Raw genomic sequence first — 18067 nt, 5'->3', positions numbered from 1 at the left:
CTACGCACGAACCTACCGGTCCGACCAGACCCGCTCGGCGACCTACCAGCAATGGCTACACCACTACAATCACCACCGACCCCACACCGGGATCGGAGGCCAGTCACCGATCGACCGTGTCGGCGTCCACAACGTCCCCGGGAACTACACCTAGCCGGCTCCGCACACGGTCGCCGGCTACGACCCGTCCGGCGTCGTCGCCCAGGACGGGCGCCAGGTCGCCTCCGGAAGCGGCGCCAGGCTTCCGAAGTGGTCGATGATCTTCCGCAGCCCGGGATGCGGATTCGACCTCGGGAGGATGAGCGAGAGTGGGTACGCGAGTGTCGGATTCACGATCGGTATGCGGCGTAGGTCGTGGTTCGTCGGCCAGATGTACCGGTCGCGTGACCCGACAAGAGTGGCCACGTCGGCGGAGTCCGCGAGGGTGTCCAAGAATACCTCGTCGCCGAAGTGCGGGCCGGCGGCGTCGATGCTGAGGTCGAATTCGGTGACGAGCTGGTCGTAGAACACCGCCCATTCGGTGCGCGGCGCGATACCCGGTACCCAGATCCGATGCCGGTGCAGCTGCGGTGGCGTCAGTCTTCGTGCGGCAGCGAGAGGATGCCTCGGGCCGACGAGGAGTTCCAGCGGGGAGTCGAACGCGTGGATCATCTGCACATCGCGCGGCAACGTTGCGGGATCGGTGACCGAGCGGAACGAGGCGTCGATCTCGCCGGCTTCGACGGCGGCCACCGCCACGCGGGGGTCGTTGACCTTGAGGGTCACCACGTCGAGATCGACGTCAGGATGCGACCGCCAATAGTCGTGCAGGATGACTGCCTGCGCGGATCGCAGGCCGAGGACGTCGATCCGAAGGGCCCGCGAGCCCGGCCTGACCGCGGCGACGGCGCGCTCGACACCCGTGACGATGCTTCGTGCGTGCGGGAGGAACGCCTGTCCGTCGAGTGTCAGCTCGACCCCGCGGGCGGTACGCGTGAACAGCCGGACCTCCAGCTCCCGCTCCAGGGCCGCAATCCGTTTCGAGACGGCCTGTTGCGTCACACCCAGCTCGTTGGCCGCGTGTTGCAGCTGTCCGAGCTCGGCCGCCCGGACGAACGATCGCACTGCCTCGGTATCCATCGGCCCAGCGTATGCATGTCCAACCGATGGTTGTGGCGCGCCGGAGAACCAGTTGTTTGATCCAGCACCGACAGGGCTGATGTGATCCGGCAGACCAAAGCGTCAGTTGTTGCGAAGGAGTCGCATGCGCGCGCAATCGGGGCGCAGCTTCGGCTGGCTGTGGGCGTCCTACGCCGTCAGCACATACGGCACGTGGATCGCGTTCGGCGCGTTCCCGCTCATCGCGGTGCAAGTGCTGCACTCGCCGGCATTCGCCGTCTCGCTCCTCGAGGCGGCCGGGCTCACCGTCGCGGCGATCGTGGCCGTCCCGCTCGGGCCGTGGGTCGAACACCGGGCCAAACGGCCGGTGATGATCGCGACGGACCTGGCCCGGTTCCTCGCGATGGCGAGCGTTCCGGTCGCGTACTTCCTCGGCCTACTGACCTACGGCCAACTGCTGGTCGTCTCGGTCGTCTCCGGCACCTCGAGCATCGTATTCACCGCCGCCTCCGGCGCGTACCTCAAACACCTCGTCCACAGAGATCAACTTCTTGTGGCGAACGGAAGATTCGAAGGCACGAGCTGGGTAGCGACCGCGGCAGGGCCACCCCTGGGCGGAGCGCTCGTCGGGCTCCTCGGCCCGGTCGTCACCGTCGCCGCCGACGCCCTCAGCTTTCTGCTGTCGGCGCTCGGGGTCCTCCGCATCCGTGGCGACGACGTCGCGGCCCCCCGCGCCGCGGCCACCGGATTGCGCGCCACCGACCTTCTGGACGGCTGGCGGTTCATCCTCCACGACCGCGCACTGCGGCGCCTGTTCCTCAACTCGATCCTGGTAAGCGGCCTGATCATGGCCACCGTCCCGCTCCTGGCCGTCCTCCTGCTGGGCGAATACCACTTCCCGGCCTGGCAATACGGTCTCGCGTTCGGCATCCCGGCGCTCGGTGGGTTCGTGGGTGCCCGCCTCTCCGCGCGCCTCGTCGCCCACTACGGCCGGCACCGGGTCATGATCGTCTCCGGCTGGTTGCGCTCGATCTTCCCGCTCGGCCTCGTCGCCGTCCAACCCGGCATGGCCGGACTCCTCACGGTGATCGTCGTCGAGGGCCTGCTGATCACCTGCATGGGCATCTTCAACCCCGTCAGCGCGACAGAACGCCTGCAGCGCACTCCCGCCGATCACGCCGCTCGGGTCCTCACCGCCTGGAGTGTCAGCAGCAAACTCCTCCAGGCCACCCTGATGGCGATCTGGGGCGGCCTCGCGACACTTACCAACCCGCTCGCGGCGATCACCGTATCCGGCGTGCTCCTGCTCGCGACCCCGCTCCTGCTGCCCACACGGGCACACATGACCGAACCCGAACCCGAACCCGAGGCCGCCGCGCCGGCCGAAGACGTCCGGGCCGGATGACTCACCCCTCCGACGTCGGCGTGTCCGGCCCACTCGTGCCGTGGTTGCGCGCTTCGATGGCCTCGACGGACTTCTTCAACTGCTTCCCCAGGACGCGGGAACCGAAGGCGCCGAGCACGACCGCGAGAAGCCGCCCTCGCAGATTCTTGCCGTCGCGGACCACGACCACGTCCACATCGGTCTCACCGGTGGGCTCCTGAGTGAGGGTGTACACGTGGCCCGAGGCCCCACCCCACAGATTGGAGTCCGTCGTCGTCATCACGACACGATGAGGATCGGTCCAGTCGTAGTGCAGGCGTTCCCAGATACCGCTCGAACCCTCCGTGACGTCGGCATCGTGCGGGCCCTCGCTGTGCACCTCGAGGTAGTTGTCGGCGCTGTTTCCGAACAGGTCACCGCGGCCCGGCCCGAAATCGGTGAGACCGGCAAGGAACTCCTCCGGCGTCGCGGCGGTCTTCTCGTGGAGATGGATCGTAGTCATGGCGTATCCCTCGACACTCGGGTGATCCGCTCCGGTCCCGGAGACCGGGGCGGTGATCTATCCAGCACACCACTCGAGCGGACGTCACGGAAGAGGGCCGATCGGAACCCCGGGACGGGCAGGGCTCCGACCGACGCTCCCGAGCACAAGGGCCGGACACCGTACCCACATCTGCGGCATACTCGGAACTGGCGGCTGAACGGCGGCCGCAAATGGGAGAACGATGGCACAGCCGGCAATTCTCAGCGTCGACGACGATCCGAGCGTCTCCCGCGCCATTGTCCGGGACCTGCGACGCCGCTACGGCGAGAAGTACCGGATCATCCGGGCAGAGTCCGGCGACGAGGCCCTGGCCGCGCTCAAGGAGATCAAGCTGCGCGGCGACCCGGTCGCGGTCCTGCTGGCCGACTACCGGATGCCGGGTATGAGCGGTATCGAGTTCCTCGAACAGGGCATGGACCTGTATCCGGCGGCGAGGCGGGTGCTGCTCACCGCCTATGCCGACACCGATGCGGCGATCGACGCGATCAACGTCGTCGATCTCGACCACTACCTGCTCAAGCCGTGGGATCCGCCCGAGGAAAAGCTGTACCCGGTGCTCGACGCCCTGCTCGACGCCTGGGTGACGTCCGACCGCAAGCCGGTGACCGAGACCAAGGTGGTCGGATACCGGTGGTCGGCACGGTCCTCGGAGGTGCGCGAGTTCCTGGCCCGTAACCAGCTCCCGTACCGGTGGTACATGTCCGATGAACCGGAGGGTGAGCGTCTGCTCGAGGCCGCGGGCGCCGACGGTATGCGGTTGCCGGTGGTGATCACCTCCGAGGGCAGGGCGTTGGTGGAGCCGACCGATTCGGAGCTGGCACACCACGTCGGACTCGCCACCGTCCCCGCGTCGGACTTCTACGACCTCGTCGTCATCGGCGGTGGGCCGGCGGGGCTCGGCGCGGCGGTGTACGGGGCGTCGGAGGGCCTGCGCACCGTGTTGATCGAGCGCACCGCCACCGGCGGGCAGGCCGGGCAGAGTTCCCGGATCGAGAACTACCTCGGCTTCCCGGACGGACTGTCCGGCGCCCAGCTGGCCGACCGGGCGCGCAGGCAGGCCGCCAAGTTCGGCGCCGAGGTGATCACCACCCGTGACGTCGTCGCGCTGGAGGTGAACGGGTCTGCGCGCACCGTCCGGTTCGCCGACGGGGCCACGCTGGACGCACACACCGTCATCCTCGCGACGGGGGTGTCGTATCGGCAGCTGTCGGCACCCGGGCTCAGCGAGTTCACCGGCCGCGGTGTGTACTACGGCTCGGCGGTGACGGAGGCCGCGCGCTGCAGCGACCAGGACGTGTATGTGGTCGGCGGAGCGAACTCCGCGGGGCAGGCGGCGGTCTACCTCGCCCGGGGCGCCCGGTCGGTGACCATCGTGGTGCGTTCCGGCTCGCTCGACGACTCCATGTCGCACTACCTGATTCAGCAGATCCGACAGCATCCGAGGATCACGGTTCGGACGTGCGCGGAAGTGGTCGGCGCGGACGGCGACGACCACCTGGAGCGGATCACTCTGCGCGACAACACTACTGGCCGCACCGAATCTGTCGACGCGCAGTGGCTCTTCCTGTTCATCGGGGCCGCGCCACGCACGGACTGGCTCGACGGCGTCGTGGTGCGCGACGCGAGCGGATACGTCGTCTCCGGACCGGACCTGGTGGTCGACGGCAAACGGCCGCGCGGCTGGGAACTCGAGCGCCTGCCGCACCAGCTGGAGACCAACGTGCCCGGGGTCTTCGCGGCGGGGGACGTGCGCTCCGACTCCGCGAAACGGGTGGCGTCGGCAGTGGGAGAAGGAGCTATGGCAGTGATGCTCGTCCATCGATACCTGGCCAAGCCGTGAACGCCGGGCCGGCGTGCACGCCGGAGGAACTGCGGACGCTTTTCCTCTTCGAGAAGCTCGACGCCGATCAACTCGAACAGCTGTGCCGCGCCGGGCGCATCGAGGTGATCGAGCCGGGCCCGGTGTACCGCGAGGGCGCCCCGGCGACCTGCTTCTATGTGCTCATCGAGGGGGAGGTGGTGCTCACGAAACTGTCCGGCGGCCAGGACGTGGAGATGGTGCGAACCTCGCACCGCGGCGCGTATTCGGGCGCGTGGACCGCCTACATGGGCGACCGGGTGCCGCAGGTCTACGGCACGTCGATGACCGTGCCCGAGCGCTCCACCTTCTTCGTCCTGGACGCCGACGATTTCGCCCGTTTCATGGCGGAATGGTTCCCGATGGCGCTTCATCTGCTCGAGGGGCTGTTCTTCGGCAACCAGAGCTCCCGCGAGATCATCGCCCAGCGCGAGCGACTGCTCGCCCTGGGCTCCCTGTCCGCCGGGCTGACGCACGAGCTGAACAACCCGGCAGCGGCCGCGGTCCGGGCGACGGCGTCGCTCCGAGACCGGGTCGCCGGCATGCGACACAAGCTGGGAATCATCGCCTCCGGGGCCTACGAGCCGGCAACCCTCAACGCGCTCATCAGAATTCAGGAAGAGGCGGTGGACCTGGTCGCCAAGGCTCCGGTGCTGAGCCCACTCGAGGAATCGGACCGCGAGGACGCGCTCGGCGGGTGGCTGGAGGATCACGGCATCGCCGGCGGCTGGAATCTCGCGCCGAGCTTCGTGCAGGCCGGGCTCGACGTCGCCTGGCTCGAGCGGGTCGCCGCGGAGGTCGAGCCGTCGATCCTCGGCGGCGCAGTCAACTGGCTGAACTACACCATCGAGTCCGAGTTGCTGATGGACGAGATCGCGGACTCCACCGCCCGGATCACCGCCCTCGTCGGCGCAGCGAAGCAGTACTCACAGATGGACCGAGCCCCGTTTCAAGTCTCGGATGTACACGAATTGCTCGACAGCACACTGGTCATGCTCAGCCGGAAGATCGGCGGCGGCAGCGGCATCGAAGTGGTCAAGAGCTACGACCGCGCCCTGCCGCCCGTTCCTGCGTACGCTGCCGAACTCAACCAGGTCTGGACCAATCTCATCGACAACGCCGTCAGTGCCATGGACGGCCGCGGCACCCTCACCATCCGCACCTACCGGGACGGCGACTGCCTGGCCGTGGCAATCGGAGACACCGGCCCGGGCATCCCCGAGGATATCCGCGGCCGCATCTTCGAGCCGTTCTTCACGACGAAACCGGTCGGTGAGGGCACCGGGCTCGGACTCGACATCTCGTGGCGGATCGTCGACAAACATCGGGGCGACATCCGCGTGGAATCACAGCCGGGGCATACCGAATTCGTGGTCCGCCTTCCGCTGGCCGGTCCGGAGGGAGATCACGATGGATGATCTCGTCGGACTCGAGGCTCCGCCGCGGTAGGCGTCCGGCGTCAACCCATCTCGGCGTGCCGGTAGCACCAACGCCACGCCTCGCCCGGCTCGTGCGATCGCATGACGGGGTGTCCCGTCTGCTCGAAATGCGCAGTCGCGTGCCGGTGGGGGCTCGAGTCGCAGCATCCGACGTGCCCGCAGGTGAGGCAGAGCCGCAGGTGCGCCCAGTTCTGTTCGCCGAGCGCCTCGCATTCCTCACAGAGGCCGGGCGTGCGCGGCTCCGGGTCCGGTCCGGTGGCCGCCGCGAGTTCGTCGCAGGGTCCGGCCGCAGCCGGACCCGGGGATCCGACACCAATGTGGTCAGCCGCGCGTCGGAGAACTCTCTTCATCACCTCCCATCCTGCATGCTGCAGGGTGGGATATCTACACCCGACCGCAGGAGGACGCCGTGAACGTGGCCCTGCTCGCCGTCGCGGTGGCGGCGCTGCTCACCGCCGCCGTCGCACGACGCCTGAACTGGTCGGCGCCGCTGTTGCTGGTCCCGGTCGGACTGGCCGGGTCGCAGATCCCCGGACTCCCCGACACCGCGTTCGACCCCGATCTCGTGTTGTTCGCGGTACTGCCGCCGCTGCTCTACTCGGCCGCACTCGACAGTTCCTCGCTTGCGCTGCGCCGCAATGCGCGCGCGATCGGGCTGCTCGCAATCGGGCTGCCGCTCGCCACCACCGCCGTTGTCGGGGTGGTCGCGTACCTCACCATTCCCCAGTTTCCCCTCGCCGCCGCGCTGGTGCTCGGGGCGGTCGTCGCGCCGCCGGATGCGGTGTCCGCCAGCGCGATCGGACGACGCCTCGGCCTACCCCGCCGGATCATGACCCTGCTCGGCGGCGAGAGCCTGCTCAACGACGCGACCGCGCTCACCGCCTACCGTGTCGCGCTCGCCGCAGCGGTCGGCACCGGCGTGACCCTGCTGGAGGGGGCGCGCACCTTCCTCGGTGCCGCGATCGGCGGCACGCTGATCGGCCTCGGGGTAGGGATCGTCGTCGCCGCGATCCGGTCCCGGCTCGCGGATCCGGTGATGGAGAGCGCGATCGGGCTACTCGTCCCCTTCGTCGCATACCTGGCGGCCGAGCAGGTGCACAGCTCCGGGGTGATCGCGGTCGTGGTCGCCGGCCTGTATCTGGGCCAGCGGTCGACCCGCGCCGGCTACGCGACCCGCTTGCAGGACACCGCGGTGTGGAAGGCCGTCGACGTCGTCCTCGAATCGTTCGTCTTCCTACTGATCGGGCTGCAGTTGCCGAGCGTGGTGCAGGGACTCCACGGCCGCAGTGTGGCCGAAGTCGTCGGCGCCTCCCTTGCCGTGCTCGTCGCGGTGATCGCCGTCCGGTTGCTGTGGGTCTACCCCGCGACCTACTTCCCCCGGTTGCTGTCCGCGCGGATCCGCGAGCGGGAGCCGGCACCGCCTCCCCGAGGGGTGTTCGTGGTCGCATGGTCCGGCATGCGCGGTGTGGTCTCGCTGGCCGCGGCGTTCGCGATCCCGCTGACCGTCAATTCGGGCGGCCCCTTCCCTGGACGCGACATGATCCTGTTCATCACCTTCGCTGTCGTGGTCGGCACCCTGCTCCTGCACGGCTTGACCCTGCCGTGGCTGATCACCCGGTGGGGAGTCGACAACGAAGAAGAACGCCGCAAGGACGCGCTGGCACTGGCCGCCGCGCAGGACAAGGCAGCACGCGCCGCAACGGAGGTGCTCGACAGCCTGGTGGCGAACACCGACGGGGACCCCGCCGCCGTCCGCGAGCGAGCCGCGGAGATCCTGCGCACCTGGAGCGAGCACCGCGCCCACGCCGCGTGGGAACGGCTCGGGCGCAGCGAAGCCGAGTTGGGGGAGAGCCCGTCCGCCGCGTTCCGCGCACTGCGCCTGCAGATGCTCGAGACCGAGCGGAACGTCTTCCTCGCAGAGCGCGACAGCGGACGAATAGACGACGAGGTACTGCGACAGGTGCTGCGCGAACTCGACCTCGAGGAGGCAACCCTCAACCGGGAGTGAGCCGTTGTGGGGCGACTCGTCAGCGCCCTGCGGTGGACGTCACGAAATCGGTGTCCGCACGGCACAACACGGCATTGCATGCGTTGCAGGTGTACTGGGGTTCGAGGAGGTGCTCGCCCGCGCTGTGCACGATGGTCAGGCCGGACCGTCCATTCTCGGACAGATGCCGCGCCGCCCACGCGTTGAGTGCGGCGAACACGGGAAAGAAGTCGAGGCTCTTGGGCGTGGTGCGGTACTCCTGCCGTCGCGCGCCGTCCACGATCGGCGCGCGGACCAGCATCCCGTTGTCGATGAAATACGCGAGGCGGTCGGTCAGGGTGACCGGCGAGATCGATCCGAGCCGGTCCTGCAAGTCGCCGAATCGGCGGTTGCCCTCGAGTAGGGCGGCGAGCAGGAAGGTCGACCAGCGATCGGCGAGCACACTGGTGGAGTCCATCCCCGACGCGTCACCCTTCGCCGTGCGCCGGGACCGGCGGTCGGCGACGTCGACGAGGAGCGGCGCATCGACCTCGGTCCGCACGTCGCGGGCCGTCACCCCGATCGCCTGGCACCCGCCGCACCCGAACACCGGGGTGATGACGTGCCCGCACGTCAGGTGGCGAAGTTGTGTGGTCGGTTGGGCGGGTGCCCACGGCGCCCAGTGGCGGTCCCAGCTCCACAACGCGACGAAGACTTGCCACAGGTCGCCGCCGAGATCGGTGAGACGGTATTCGTTACGCGGCGGCGCGGTCGAGTACGGATGCGCGTCGAGGATCCCGTCGTCGATCAGCCGACCCAGGCGATGCGAGAGGACTGCGTCCGAGATCCCGAGCTGGTCACGCAGTTGCGCAAAGCGCTCGACACCGGCGAAGACGGCCCGCATGATCTGCAGATTCCATCTGTCACCCACGATGAGCAGAGCGCGCCCCAGCGCGGACGACGCCGGGTCGGCCGGTGGCTCCGCGGGGCGCGGCGGGACGGTGGACATGCCGTCCATCATCGCAAACAGCGTCGGTCCGGGCGCAGTGGCGTTGCACCCCACCTCTCCACACATTCAACTTCTCATCGAGAAGTGATTCGTTCGACAGGAGACACCCCCAGATGGGGATCTCATTGCCATTGGCCGTTACCTGCATTGCACTGCTGCATGATTCACCAGAGCCACTGCCGGTTCCAGTAACTCTGCATCTTGTAGTGATGGCGGCGCGAGGCTAGCCTGAGATGCGACGCCGGCGCGCGTCGACACCCGAGCGTGCCGAGATCGGCTACCGGTCCACCGGCGGCGATATCCACCGGCCTCGCCGTGGACCTGGCCGGGCGCCCATCCCATCCACGCGTCGTGCGGCATCACCCGCCGCCTTCCCCGAACCCGACGACAACAAGGACGAACAGATGACGAACCCCGTGTACGTGCTCGGAGGAGCCCAGACCGACTTCGCCAGGAACTGGTCGAAAGAAGGGCTCGGCCTGGTCGACATGTTTGCCGAGACCGTGCCCGCCGCCCTGGCGGACGCACGGGTCGACGACCACGAGGTCGGTGTCGTGCACGTGAGCAACCTCGCCGGAGAACTCTTCGCAGGCCAGGCCCAGCTCGGCGGCATGGTGGTTGCGGCCGTGCCGGGACTCGACGGCCTACCGAGTACACGGCACGAGGCAGCGTGTGCCTCCGGCAGCACGGCGGTACTCGCCGCGTGTGCGGACATCGAGTCCGGCCGATACGACGTGGCGCTGGTGGTCGGGGTCGAGCTGATGCGCAATGTGCCCGCACAGACGGCCGCCGAACATCTGGGTACCGCGGCGTGGGCGGGGCGGGAGGCTCTGGGTGTGAAGTATCCGTGGCCCGCGCTCTTCGCCGACATCGCGCAGGAGTACGAACGGCGCTACGGCCTCGATCATGCGCATCTCGGACGGTTCGCCGAGATCGCGTTCGACAACGGATCCCGCAATGGTCTTGCGCAGACCCGGGATTGGGACTTCCCGGCGGGATCCTTCGACGAGAACGAGGAGGTGAACCCCATCGTGGAGGGGATGCTCCGCAAGACCGACTGCGGGCGCATCACCGACGGCGGTGCCGCCGTGGTGCTGGCCGGGCCGAGGTTTGCGCAGGCGTGGGCGCAGCGGACCGGAGCCGACCTGGACCAAGAGGCCACGATCGCCGGATTCGGTCACCGCACCGCGACCCTGCTGCTCGCGGACAAGCTCGCCCAGAGCGCCGACCAGGATTACCTCTTCCCGCACCTGCGCGGAGCCGTCGAGGACGCCTACCGGCGCGCGGGGATCGCGGGGGTAGCCGACCTGGACGTCGCCGAGATCCACGACTGCTTCACCATCAACGGGCTGGTCACACTCGAGCACATCGGCCTGGCGGACCCGGGCAAGGGCGGCGAGGTGGTGATGGACGGCTCGATCGAACGCGGCGGACGGCTACCGGTGAACCCCAGCGGCGGACTGATGTCGCACGGGCACCCGGTCGGTGCCACCGGCGTCCGGATGGTGCTCGACTCGGCGCGGCAGGTCACCGGTCGGGCCGGAAACCACCAGGTAGACGACGCCCGACGCGCCCTCACCGTCAACATCGGTGGATCGTTCACGACGGCGGTGTCCACGGTCGTCATCCGAGGCACCCGGTGACCGGCATCCGCGCCACCCGGGTGCCGGTGTAGCCCACAGACGACGAAAGCCTCCTGGGCGAAGCGGTTTTCGGACCGCCTCGCCCAGGAGACCTTCGAACCGCCCCTCGGCCCGCACCGCGGACCGAGGGACGGTTTCTCTACGTACGGGCCTCGGCCAGCTGATCGGCGCGCACCCAGGTGGCATGGAAGCCGGACGGCACCCGGCGCGGCAACAGCACCCGAGCGATCGGTCCCGCCGCGACATCCTCGGCGTCGAAGATGTTGATCTCGCCTCGGTCCTCGGCMTCGTCGTTGACGAAGCAGACCAGGTAGCCGTCGGTCTCTCCCGTCGATCCGTCACGCGGCGCGAAGGGGGCCTCCGAACCCCAACGCCCGGAACCGAACTTGTGCTCTTCCTTGGTGCCCGTCTGCGAGTCGAAACGCACGAGCCCGTCGAAGAGCAGGGTCGGTTCGTTCCCGAGACTCATGTTGTACGAGTACCGGTGCGAGCGGCCCATGACCCGCGAATCCACGCTGGGGAACTCGATGTTGGCGTTGTCGAGTTCGGTCTCGATGGTGGCGCCGGTGCGCAGGTTGAAGCGGTACCGGTAGAGCTGTGCATCGAGCCGCATGTACGCGAGCATGTTCGACAGCGGCGAGGCGAAGGTCGTCTGGTGCTGAGGGTTCTTCACCCGGCACACGTCCATGATGATCTCGTCGCCCTCTTCCCACGAGTTGACGACGTGGTAGATGTAGCAGGGCTTCACCTCGAACCAGCGGACGTCRCTGCCGTTTCCGTGACGAGGAATGACCGCGAATCGAGCGGGCAGCTCCTGATCGTAGAAGATCCGGTACTTGCCGGCCCGGCGCGCATCGTGGTCCTGCACCAGCGGCAGGTCCATGAGGATCGAGTAGTTGGCGGTGATCCCGATGTCGTGTGGAAGTCGCGGACCCGGCAGATCGATCTGCGCGAGGTGCGTCTGACGACCATCGGCGCCGATGATGCCGTAGCGCAGGAAGTCCTGGTCGGGCCCGTAGTCGAACCAGATCAGCTCGCCGGTGGCCTCGTCGACCTTGGGGTGCGCCATCATGTCGCCCGCGAAGGTACCCAGGAAGTCCTGCGCACCGAGTGTTTCCAGGGACAGCGGGTCCACGCTGTAGGGCGTTCCACAGAGGTACCACGTCGCCAGGACCTGACCGCGGTGGTAGATGACGTCGGTGTTGGCGGAATCCTTGATCCCGAGGCCGTGTCCGTTGCCCCACGGATTGTCCTTCGGGTTCTCCATGAGTCCGGTCCACAGGGCGCGGCCCGCATCGGACTCCTCGTGGAACGCCTTGGTCCGAACGTACCGGTTGCGGTACCGCACCTTCCCGTTCTCGAAGTGCGCGGCGTGGATCATGCCGTCGCCGTCGAACATGTGATAGCGGCCCGGCGCCGCGAACTGCCGGTTCGGGCCGTTGCGCAGGTACACACCGTTGAGGTCCTTGGGGATCTCACCGATGACGGTGAGATCGTCCAGGGTGAGTTCGTCGTCGACGGGCGCGAACACTCCGAGGGTGTACGGATTGTCGTCGGTGGCGTCGACCGGGCGAGCGACGGCAATGGGGTCGCCGTTCGCGCGGGGCTGGGTGGAAGTCATGCCTACTCCGCTTCGGTGGTGTCGAGGATTGATCGAGTGGATGAATGCTGTTGCGGCGCCGAGGGGTAGAGCACCAGCTGAGTGCAGCGGAAGAGCGCGATCGGATTCCCGGCGCCGTCGCGGACGGTGGCGTCCCACACCTGGGTGCGCCGTCCGCCGTGTACGAGCGACGCCGTCACGGTGACCGTCCCGGACCGCGCGGTGCCGAGATAGTTGGTCTTGAGTTCGAGTGTGGTGAATCCGGACGCCTCGGCGGGCAACGCCAGCCGTGCGCCGACACCGCACACCGTGTCGGCCAAGGCCACGACGGTGGCCGCGTGCAGGTATCCGTTCGGCGCCAGCAACTCCTCGCGAACGGACAGTTCGCCGGTGACCGCAGCGGCCGACGCCGCGAGGATGCGCATTCCGACCAGGCCGGGGAATCGCCCCTCGAGCATCGCGGTCATCTCGTCGGCGATGTGGCCGCCGGAGCCGGTCGGCGTCTCGCGCGGCCGCCCGACCGGCGCGCCGTCGCCATCTGGTGATCCCATGGTCAGCCGACCTTTGCGACCTCGCCGCGAATGTCGCGGCGCTGCAGCTTTCCGACCGGGTTCCGGGCGAGCTGCTCGACCGTGACGAGCCGCTCCGGCAGCTTGAACGACGCGACGTCCTTGGCCCGCAGGAATTCGACCAGATCCTCGAGCACGACGTCGTCCCCGTCCTTGGGAACGACCACCGCGCAGCACTTCTCACCGAGGACGTCATCGTGGTATCCGACGATCGCCACGTCAGCGACGGCGGGGTGGTCGATGAGAATCCCCTCGATCTCGGCCGGAGCGATGTTCATCCCGCCGCGGATGATGATCTCCTTGCTCCGGTCGACGAACTTGAGGTACTCGCCGTTGTCACCGCACAGCTCGAATATGTCCCCGCTGCAGAGGTATCCGTCCTCGTCGAACGGGCTCGACGCCGCGGTTCCCTCGAGATAGCCGGCGAAGATCGTGGGTCCCTTCAGCCGGAGCTCGCCGCGCCCACCGACCGCCGTGACCTGTTCGCCCGTCGCCAGATCCACCAGGCGCACCGAGGTGCGCTCGGCCACGCCGGTGGCCCAGGACCTCTCCGATGAGCCGTAGTTCGGCAGGTACTCGGCACGGATCAGCGGGTCCGGCGTGTCCGACGGGGCCCCGAGCATGCACACGCCCTCGTTCGAGCCGAAGAAGTTGAGCACCTCGACACCGAGCGAGTACTGCCAGTCGCGCACCACGCCGGGGGGAAGCGGGGCGCCGCCCGACCCCACCCGCCGGAGCGCGGACAGGTCGTATGCGGTCCGAAGGTCCTCTCGCTGCAACAGCATGGTGAGAATCGCCGGCGGCATGCTGGTGTGGGTGACGCGATAGCGCTGGAGCTGATCGAGGTAGACGGCGAGGTCCAGCGGGTGGTGGTGGACCACGTGACCGCCGCCGAGCAGCCACGGCAGCAGCGAGGTCGCGAACCCGGCCATGTTGACCATCGGGAACGGGTTGAGCATGACGGACGCCTCGTCCGTCTCCAGACCGTCCTGAACCGCCTGCCCGACCGCGATCCAGTCACCGTGACACCGGGGTACGCCCTTGGGCGCGGCCTCGGTGCCGCTGGTCCAGCAGATCGTGATGCAGTCGTTCACCGATCGGGGCAGGGCCGCGTAGGCACGCCGCACGGCATCGACCGATTCGTCGGTGGCGGGGGCAGCGTCCAGCGGCCGCCCGCGATTCGACGCCGGCGGGCCGAAGGTGAACACGGTGTGCAGGGAGGGCACCTCGCCGATCAGGCTGAGCGCCTCGTCGGACGGCGTCCGGTCGCCCAGGCTGTTGACGGTGACAACCGCTACCGCCGAGGCGGATTCGACGATCCGGGTCAATTCGTACCGTCGGTACGAGGCAGGCATCGGGGCCGCGATCGCTCCGAGGCGCCACAGCGCGAAGTAGGTCGCGGTCAGGGCGACGGAGTTGGGCATCAACACCGCCACGACATCTCCGGGACCGATTCCCGACTCGTGCAGCTTGGCAGCCAGGTCGTCGACGCGGGCGTCGAGTTCCTGCCAGGTGAGTGCGTCCGGCTCGATCCCGCACAGCACGGGCAGGTTCGTCGGATCGGTCACCGCCGGGGCGTCGCCGCGACTCCGGATCTGGTTGTCGAGGAGATCCAGCACGGTCAGCGGCGACCACCAGCCGTGTTCGAGGTAGTCGTCGACACGGCTATCGGGATGGCACGGGCGTAAACGGTTGGCGGCGTGGCCTTCCGAGATGACGTTCATGGCGTCCTTTCGGGCAGTGGTCTGGGGGCAGAGGGTCAGCGGAGTCGGCGGACGACGACGGCGGCACCGAGCCCGAGCGCCGCCGGGATGGTCACCAGGGCGTACTCGCCGTCGACGCGGGAGAGCTGGTCCAGGGCGTTGACGAGGAGAGCGCCACCGCCTGCGCCCAGCGGATGGCCGGTGGCGAGCGATCCACCGAGCGGGTTGACCTTGTTCGGATCGAGCCCCAGCTCCCGGGTCATCACCAGGGCGGACGCGGCGAAGGACTCGTTCGCCTCGATCACGTCGAGCTGCCCGGCGGTGATGCCCGCGTTCGCGAGGGCACGCCTGGAGGCGGCGACCGATGCCGTGAGCAGCGGCGAGCGCACGGCGGCCTGGGCGACACCCACCACCTCCGCGATCGGCTCGCGGCCGATCCGATCGCGGGCGGCGGATGACCCGAAGACCGCCATCGCCGCACCGTCCGCCATCTGCGGGGCGGTGGCGGCGGTGTGCAGCCCGCCATCGGGACGCCGGACGGCGGGCAGGCGCATCGCCACCCTGCTCCACGACGGATCCTCCCCGAAGAGGGTGGCGAGTTCGCCGAGGGACTCGAGACTGATGTCGGGCCGGGGTCCCTCGTCCGACTCGAGGATCGTCGTGGCGCCCGAGCGGACCGGAATCACCGACCGGGACGGCGGGGCCGCGGCGGCACGCCGGTGCGAGGTCACCGCGTAGGCATCGAGATCCGTCCGGGTCAAACCGTATTCGGCTGCCGTGAGATCGGCGGAGACCCCGATGGTCACGTAGCCCGTGCGGTCGCCGAGCTCCTCGTCGGAGACGAACRCCGGCCGGTCCGAGAGCATCGGTACCCGCGACATCGACTCGACGCCGCCGGCGACGACGATGTCGGCGATGCCGGACGCCACCTTGGCCGAGGCGGACTCGATCGCGTCCAGTCCCGAGCAGCACAGCCGAGAGACCACCCCGGCGCCGACCTGGTCCGGCCAACCCGCCCAGAGCACGGCGGTGCGGGCGACGTTGCCGCCCTGTTCACCGACGGCCGTACTGGTGCCGACGATGACGTCGTCGACGGTGTCGGTGGGAAGCCCACGTTCCTGCAGTGCGGTGAGCAACTGGGCGAGAAGTTCGTGCGCGGGTACGTCGGCGAACGTGCCGCCCTGACGCCGGACGCGGGCCTTCGGCGTGCGAACCGCGTCGTAGATGTAGACGCCGGATGAGAACTGGGACATGGTCACTCGCCCCCGACCTGGCGGCGATCCTGGACGATGCGGAATCGCCCGGCGACGAAGGACTCGTCGGTGAGGGTCGCGTTGCCCGCCGGGTTGAGGCCGGTGACGTGGTAGTCGCTGTAGGCGGCCGCGAACTGCATGGGCATCGAGGACACCAGATTCGCCGACAGGGAGGCGCCGGCATCGGCGTACGCATCGGCCACCTCGTCGACGACGGCGTCATCGGTGCAGTAGAGGTACGAGCTGATCGCGCCGTGACTGCGGACGCTTGCGGTCGCGTGCTCCACCGCGGACGCGGTGTCGGCGCAATCGACGAGGAATGCGACCGGGCCGAACTGTTCACCGTCGGGAAGCGTTGCGCCCCGACGCGGGTCGACCCGGATGACCAGCGGAGTCACCGCCCGGGCCTGGGGGTAGTCCGGATGGGCGTACGGCACCGGCCTGCGGAGCAGAGTCCCGTTCGCCTCGGCCGCGTCGGCGAGCGCGGTGATCGAGTGCAGCGTCGCGTCGGACTGCAGCGCCCCGCAGACCGCTCCGGCGCGGCGGGGTGCGCCGGCGAGGTCGTCGATCGCGGACAGGAGTGCCTCGATCACGTCATCTCGTGCGATCACGCCGTCGTCGGTGAGCACCCCCGCGTCGGGGATGTAGATGTTCTGGGGTGTGGTGCACATCTGGCCGCTGAAGAGCGAGAGACCGCCGGCGAGCGTGCGCATGGCCGCCGACAGGTCGGAAACGGAATCGAGGACAACGGTGTTGACGCCCGCGGTCTCGGTGAACACCAGGGTGTTCGGGAGGTTCTGTTCCAGCCACGACCCGAACGTGGGGCTGCCGGTGAAGTCGACGATCCGCACGTCGGGGCTGGTGGCCAGCTTCACCGCGACGGGGGCGTCCGCGGTGTCGACGACGAGCTGGACGGCGTCGGCCGGCAGCTGCGCCTCGACCAGCACCTCGCGCATCACGCCCACCGCGAGCGCGGTCGCGAGCACCGAGCGGGGATGCGGTTTGACGAGGACCGGATTTCCCGTCGCGAGGTTGGCGAGGATCGCCGGGTAGGCGTTCCAGGCCGGGAACGAGGCGCAGGCGACGACGAGGGCGGTGCCGAGCGGGCGGGCGCGGAATCGCTTCTGCAGGGTCACGTCCGACTTGCCGAATCTCTGCTGCCACGTCACCTGTTCGGGGACCCGAGTCATGGCCGACCAGGCCATCGCCACTGCCTCCAGTCCGCGGTCGAGCGCGTTGGTTCCGCTCCCGCTGCAGGCCATGTTGAGGCTCTGTCCGGTGGTGTGCGAGGTGACGGCCGCAAACTCCTGGCCGCGGCGGTGAATCCGGTGCAGAGCCTCGAGGCACACGCCGACCCGCAGCTCGACACCTGCGTCGCGGAGGGCGGCGGCGGTGGCGGCCGCACCCTCGAGCGCTTCGTCCACGGACGGCGCGCTGTAGGTGACGTTGAGCGCCTTCCCGGTGTACGGCGATACCTCGTCGGCGGTGATCACCGAGTCGGTGGGAGACGAAAGCTTCAGGGTGGCACCGTCATAGGCGCCGACGAGGACGTCGGACTGCGCGGCGTCGGGCGGGGCGATGGGCGCATATCCGGTCCACGCGGCGCGGGTGCGGTTGGCCTCCGCCGCGGCCTGCAGCAGTTCGAGGTGGGATTCGAAGAACATGGGCGCTCGTTCCTGTGTCAACAGAGTTGTGGCGATCAGTCAGTCATCGGGGTGGGGCCCCTCCGCCGAGGGCAGCCGCCCCACCTTGACCGAAGTAACTACTGTTATTGAAGTGAACCAGCACACAGCATGGGTTGTCAACGGTCGACCACGTCGAACCGCTCGATGGAGAGGGCGCTGCGTCTAGCTGTACCTGGCCATCAGGTTGGTTGCAGTCGGCTGATCGGTGGGAGTCCTCCGAGTGCGCTGTGGCGTCGTCGAGTGTTGTAGTACTCGAGCCAGGGTGCAAGTGCGTCGGCGCGTTCGCTGTTGCTGGTGAAGACCTGACGGTAGGCCC

At 68.7% G+C, this 18067-nt stretch carries 16 protein-coding genes; 6 read left to right on the top strand and 10 right to left on the bottom strand.

What is annotated here, in order from left to right:
- Positions 1-154: integrase core domain-containing protein (locus tag AB4Z09_RS27185; protein ID WP_442241170.1), on the top strand; the 154-nt coding region annotated here is incomplete at its 5' end.
- Between the two features lie 23 nt (positions 155-177).
- Here the strand turns inward: AB4Z09_RS27185 and AB4Z09_RS27180 are convergent.
- The gene (locus AB4Z09_RS27180) at positions 178-1119 is read right to left on the bottom strand and encodes a LysR family transcriptional regulator (protein WP_442241169.1); all 942 of its coding nucleotides are present in this window, start codon (positions 1117-1119) and stop codon (positions 178-180) included.
- Positions 1120-1243: 124 nt separating this feature from the next.
- On the opposite strand from AB4Z09_RS27180, the gene AB4Z09_RS27175 reads away from it, so the two are divergent.
- Positions 1244-2503: an MFS transporter gene (locus AB4Z09_RS27175; RefSeq protein ID WP_442241168.1), complete on the top strand. Its 1260-nt coding sequence runs from the start codon at positions 1244-1246 to the stop codon at positions 2501-2503.
- 1 nt (position 2504) lies between these two features.
- Here AB4Z09_RS27175 and AB4Z09_RS27170 read toward each other — a convergent pair whose 3' ends face one another.
- Complete coding sequence (locus AB4Z09_RS27170; RefSeq protein ID WP_442241167.1) at positions 2505-2984, bottom strand: hypothetical protein; 480 nt, start codon at positions 2982-2984, stop codon at positions 2505-2507.
- Between the two features lie 223 nt (positions 2985-3207).
- Between AB4Z09_RS27170 and AB4Z09_RS27165 the strand changes: the two genes are divergently transcribed.
- Entirely contained in the window at positions 3208-4866 is a 1659-nt protein-coding gene (locus AB4Z09_RS27165) for an FAD-dependent oxidoreductase (RefSeq protein ID WP_442241166.1), read from the top strand.
- On the top strand, positions 4863-6302 hold the full coding sequence (locus AB4Z09_RS27160; protein ID WP_442241165.1) for an ATP-binding protein: 1440 nt from the start codon (positions 4863-4865) through the stop codon (positions 6300-6302). The genes AB4Z09_RS27165 and AB4Z09_RS27160 overlap by 4 nt, the downstream gene beginning before the upstream one ends.
- A gap of 41 nt (positions 6303-6343) precedes the next feature.
- Here the strand turns inward: AB4Z09_RS27160 and AB4Z09_RS27155 are convergent, their stop codons facing one another.
- The gene (locus AB4Z09_RS27155) at positions 6344-6673 is read right to left on the bottom strand and encodes a UBP-type zinc finger domain-containing protein (RefSeq protein WP_174914035.1); all 330 of its coding nucleotides are present in this window, start codon (positions 6671-6673) and stop codon (positions 6344-6346) included.
- A gap of 59 nt (positions 6674-6732) precedes the next feature.
- On the opposite strand from AB4Z09_RS27155, the gene AB4Z09_RS27150 reads away from it, so the two are divergent.
- Positions 6733-8331, top strand: coding sequence for a Na+/H+ antiporter (locus tag AB4Z09_RS27150; protein WP_442241164.1), 1599 nt, complete (start codon positions 6733-6735; stop codon positions 8329-8331).
- Between the two features lie 19 nt (positions 8332-8350).
- On the opposite strand, the gene AB4Z09_RS27145 is transcribed toward AB4Z09_RS27150, so the two are convergent.
- Entirely contained in the window at positions 8351-9310 is a 960-nt protein-coding gene (locus tag AB4Z09_RS27145) for a winged helix-turn-helix transcriptional regulator (RefSeq protein ID WP_442241163.1), read from the bottom strand.
- A 392-nt stretch (positions 9311-9702) separates the two neighbouring features.
- On the opposite strand from AB4Z09_RS27145, the gene AB4Z09_RS27140 reads away from it, so the two are divergent.
- The gene (locus AB4Z09_RS27140; protein WP_442241162.1) at positions 9703-10941 is read left to right on the top strand and encodes an acetyl-CoA acetyltransferase; all 1239 of its coding nucleotides are present in this window, start codon (positions 9703-9705) and stop codon (positions 10939-10941) included.
- A 139-nt stretch (positions 10942-11080) separates the two neighbouring features.
- On the opposite strand, the gene AB4Z09_RS27135 is transcribed toward AB4Z09_RS27140, so the two are convergent.
- The 6 genes from AB4Z09_RS27135 to AB4Z09_RS27110 form a co-directional block, all read right to left on the bottom strand.
- Positions 11081-12562: a carotenoid oxygenase family protein gene (locus AB4Z09_RS27135; protein WP_442241161.1), complete on the bottom strand. Its 1482-nt coding sequence runs from the start codon at positions 12560-12562 to the stop codon at positions 11081-11083.
- A gap of 2 nt (positions 12563-12564) precedes the next feature.
- A complete protein-coding gene (locus AB4Z09_RS27130) occupies positions 12565-13092 on the bottom strand; it encodes a PaaI family thioesterase (RefSeq protein WP_258558178.1) in 528 nt (175 codons plus the stop codon).
- Between the two features lie 2 nt (positions 13093-13094).
- Positions 13095-14834, bottom strand: coding sequence for a class I adenylate-forming enzyme family protein (locus AB4Z09_RS27125; protein WP_429517268.1), 1740 nt, complete (start codon positions 14832-14834; stop codon positions 13095-13097).
- Between the two features lie 35 nt (positions 14835-14869).
- Positions 14870-16066 carry a thiolase family protein gene (locus AB4Z09_RS27120; protein WP_442241160.1) on the bottom strand — a complete coding sequence of 399 codons (1197 nt, stop codon included), beginning with the start codon at positions 16064-16066 and terminating at the stop codon, positions 14870-14872.
- A 2-nt stretch (positions 16067-16068) separates the two neighbouring features.
- Positions 16069-17730, bottom strand: coding sequence for an aldehyde dehydrogenase family protein (locus tag AB4Z09_RS27115; RefSeq protein WP_114724389.1), 1662 nt, complete (start codon positions 17728-17730; stop codon positions 16069-16071).
- A gap of 200 nt (positions 17731-17930) precedes the next feature.
- The coding region (locus tag AB4Z09_RS27110) for an integrase core domain-containing protein (RefSeq protein WP_442240847.1) at positions 17931-18067 on the bottom strand (137 nt) is incomplete at its 5' end.

This window comes from Rhodococcus sp. TAF43 (assembly GCF_052113525.1).
Classification (GTDB): Bacteria; Actinomycetota; Actinomycetes; order Mycobacteriales; family Mycobacteriaceae; genus Prescottella.
This window is presented reverse-complemented; position numbering and strand designations above follow the sequence as displayed.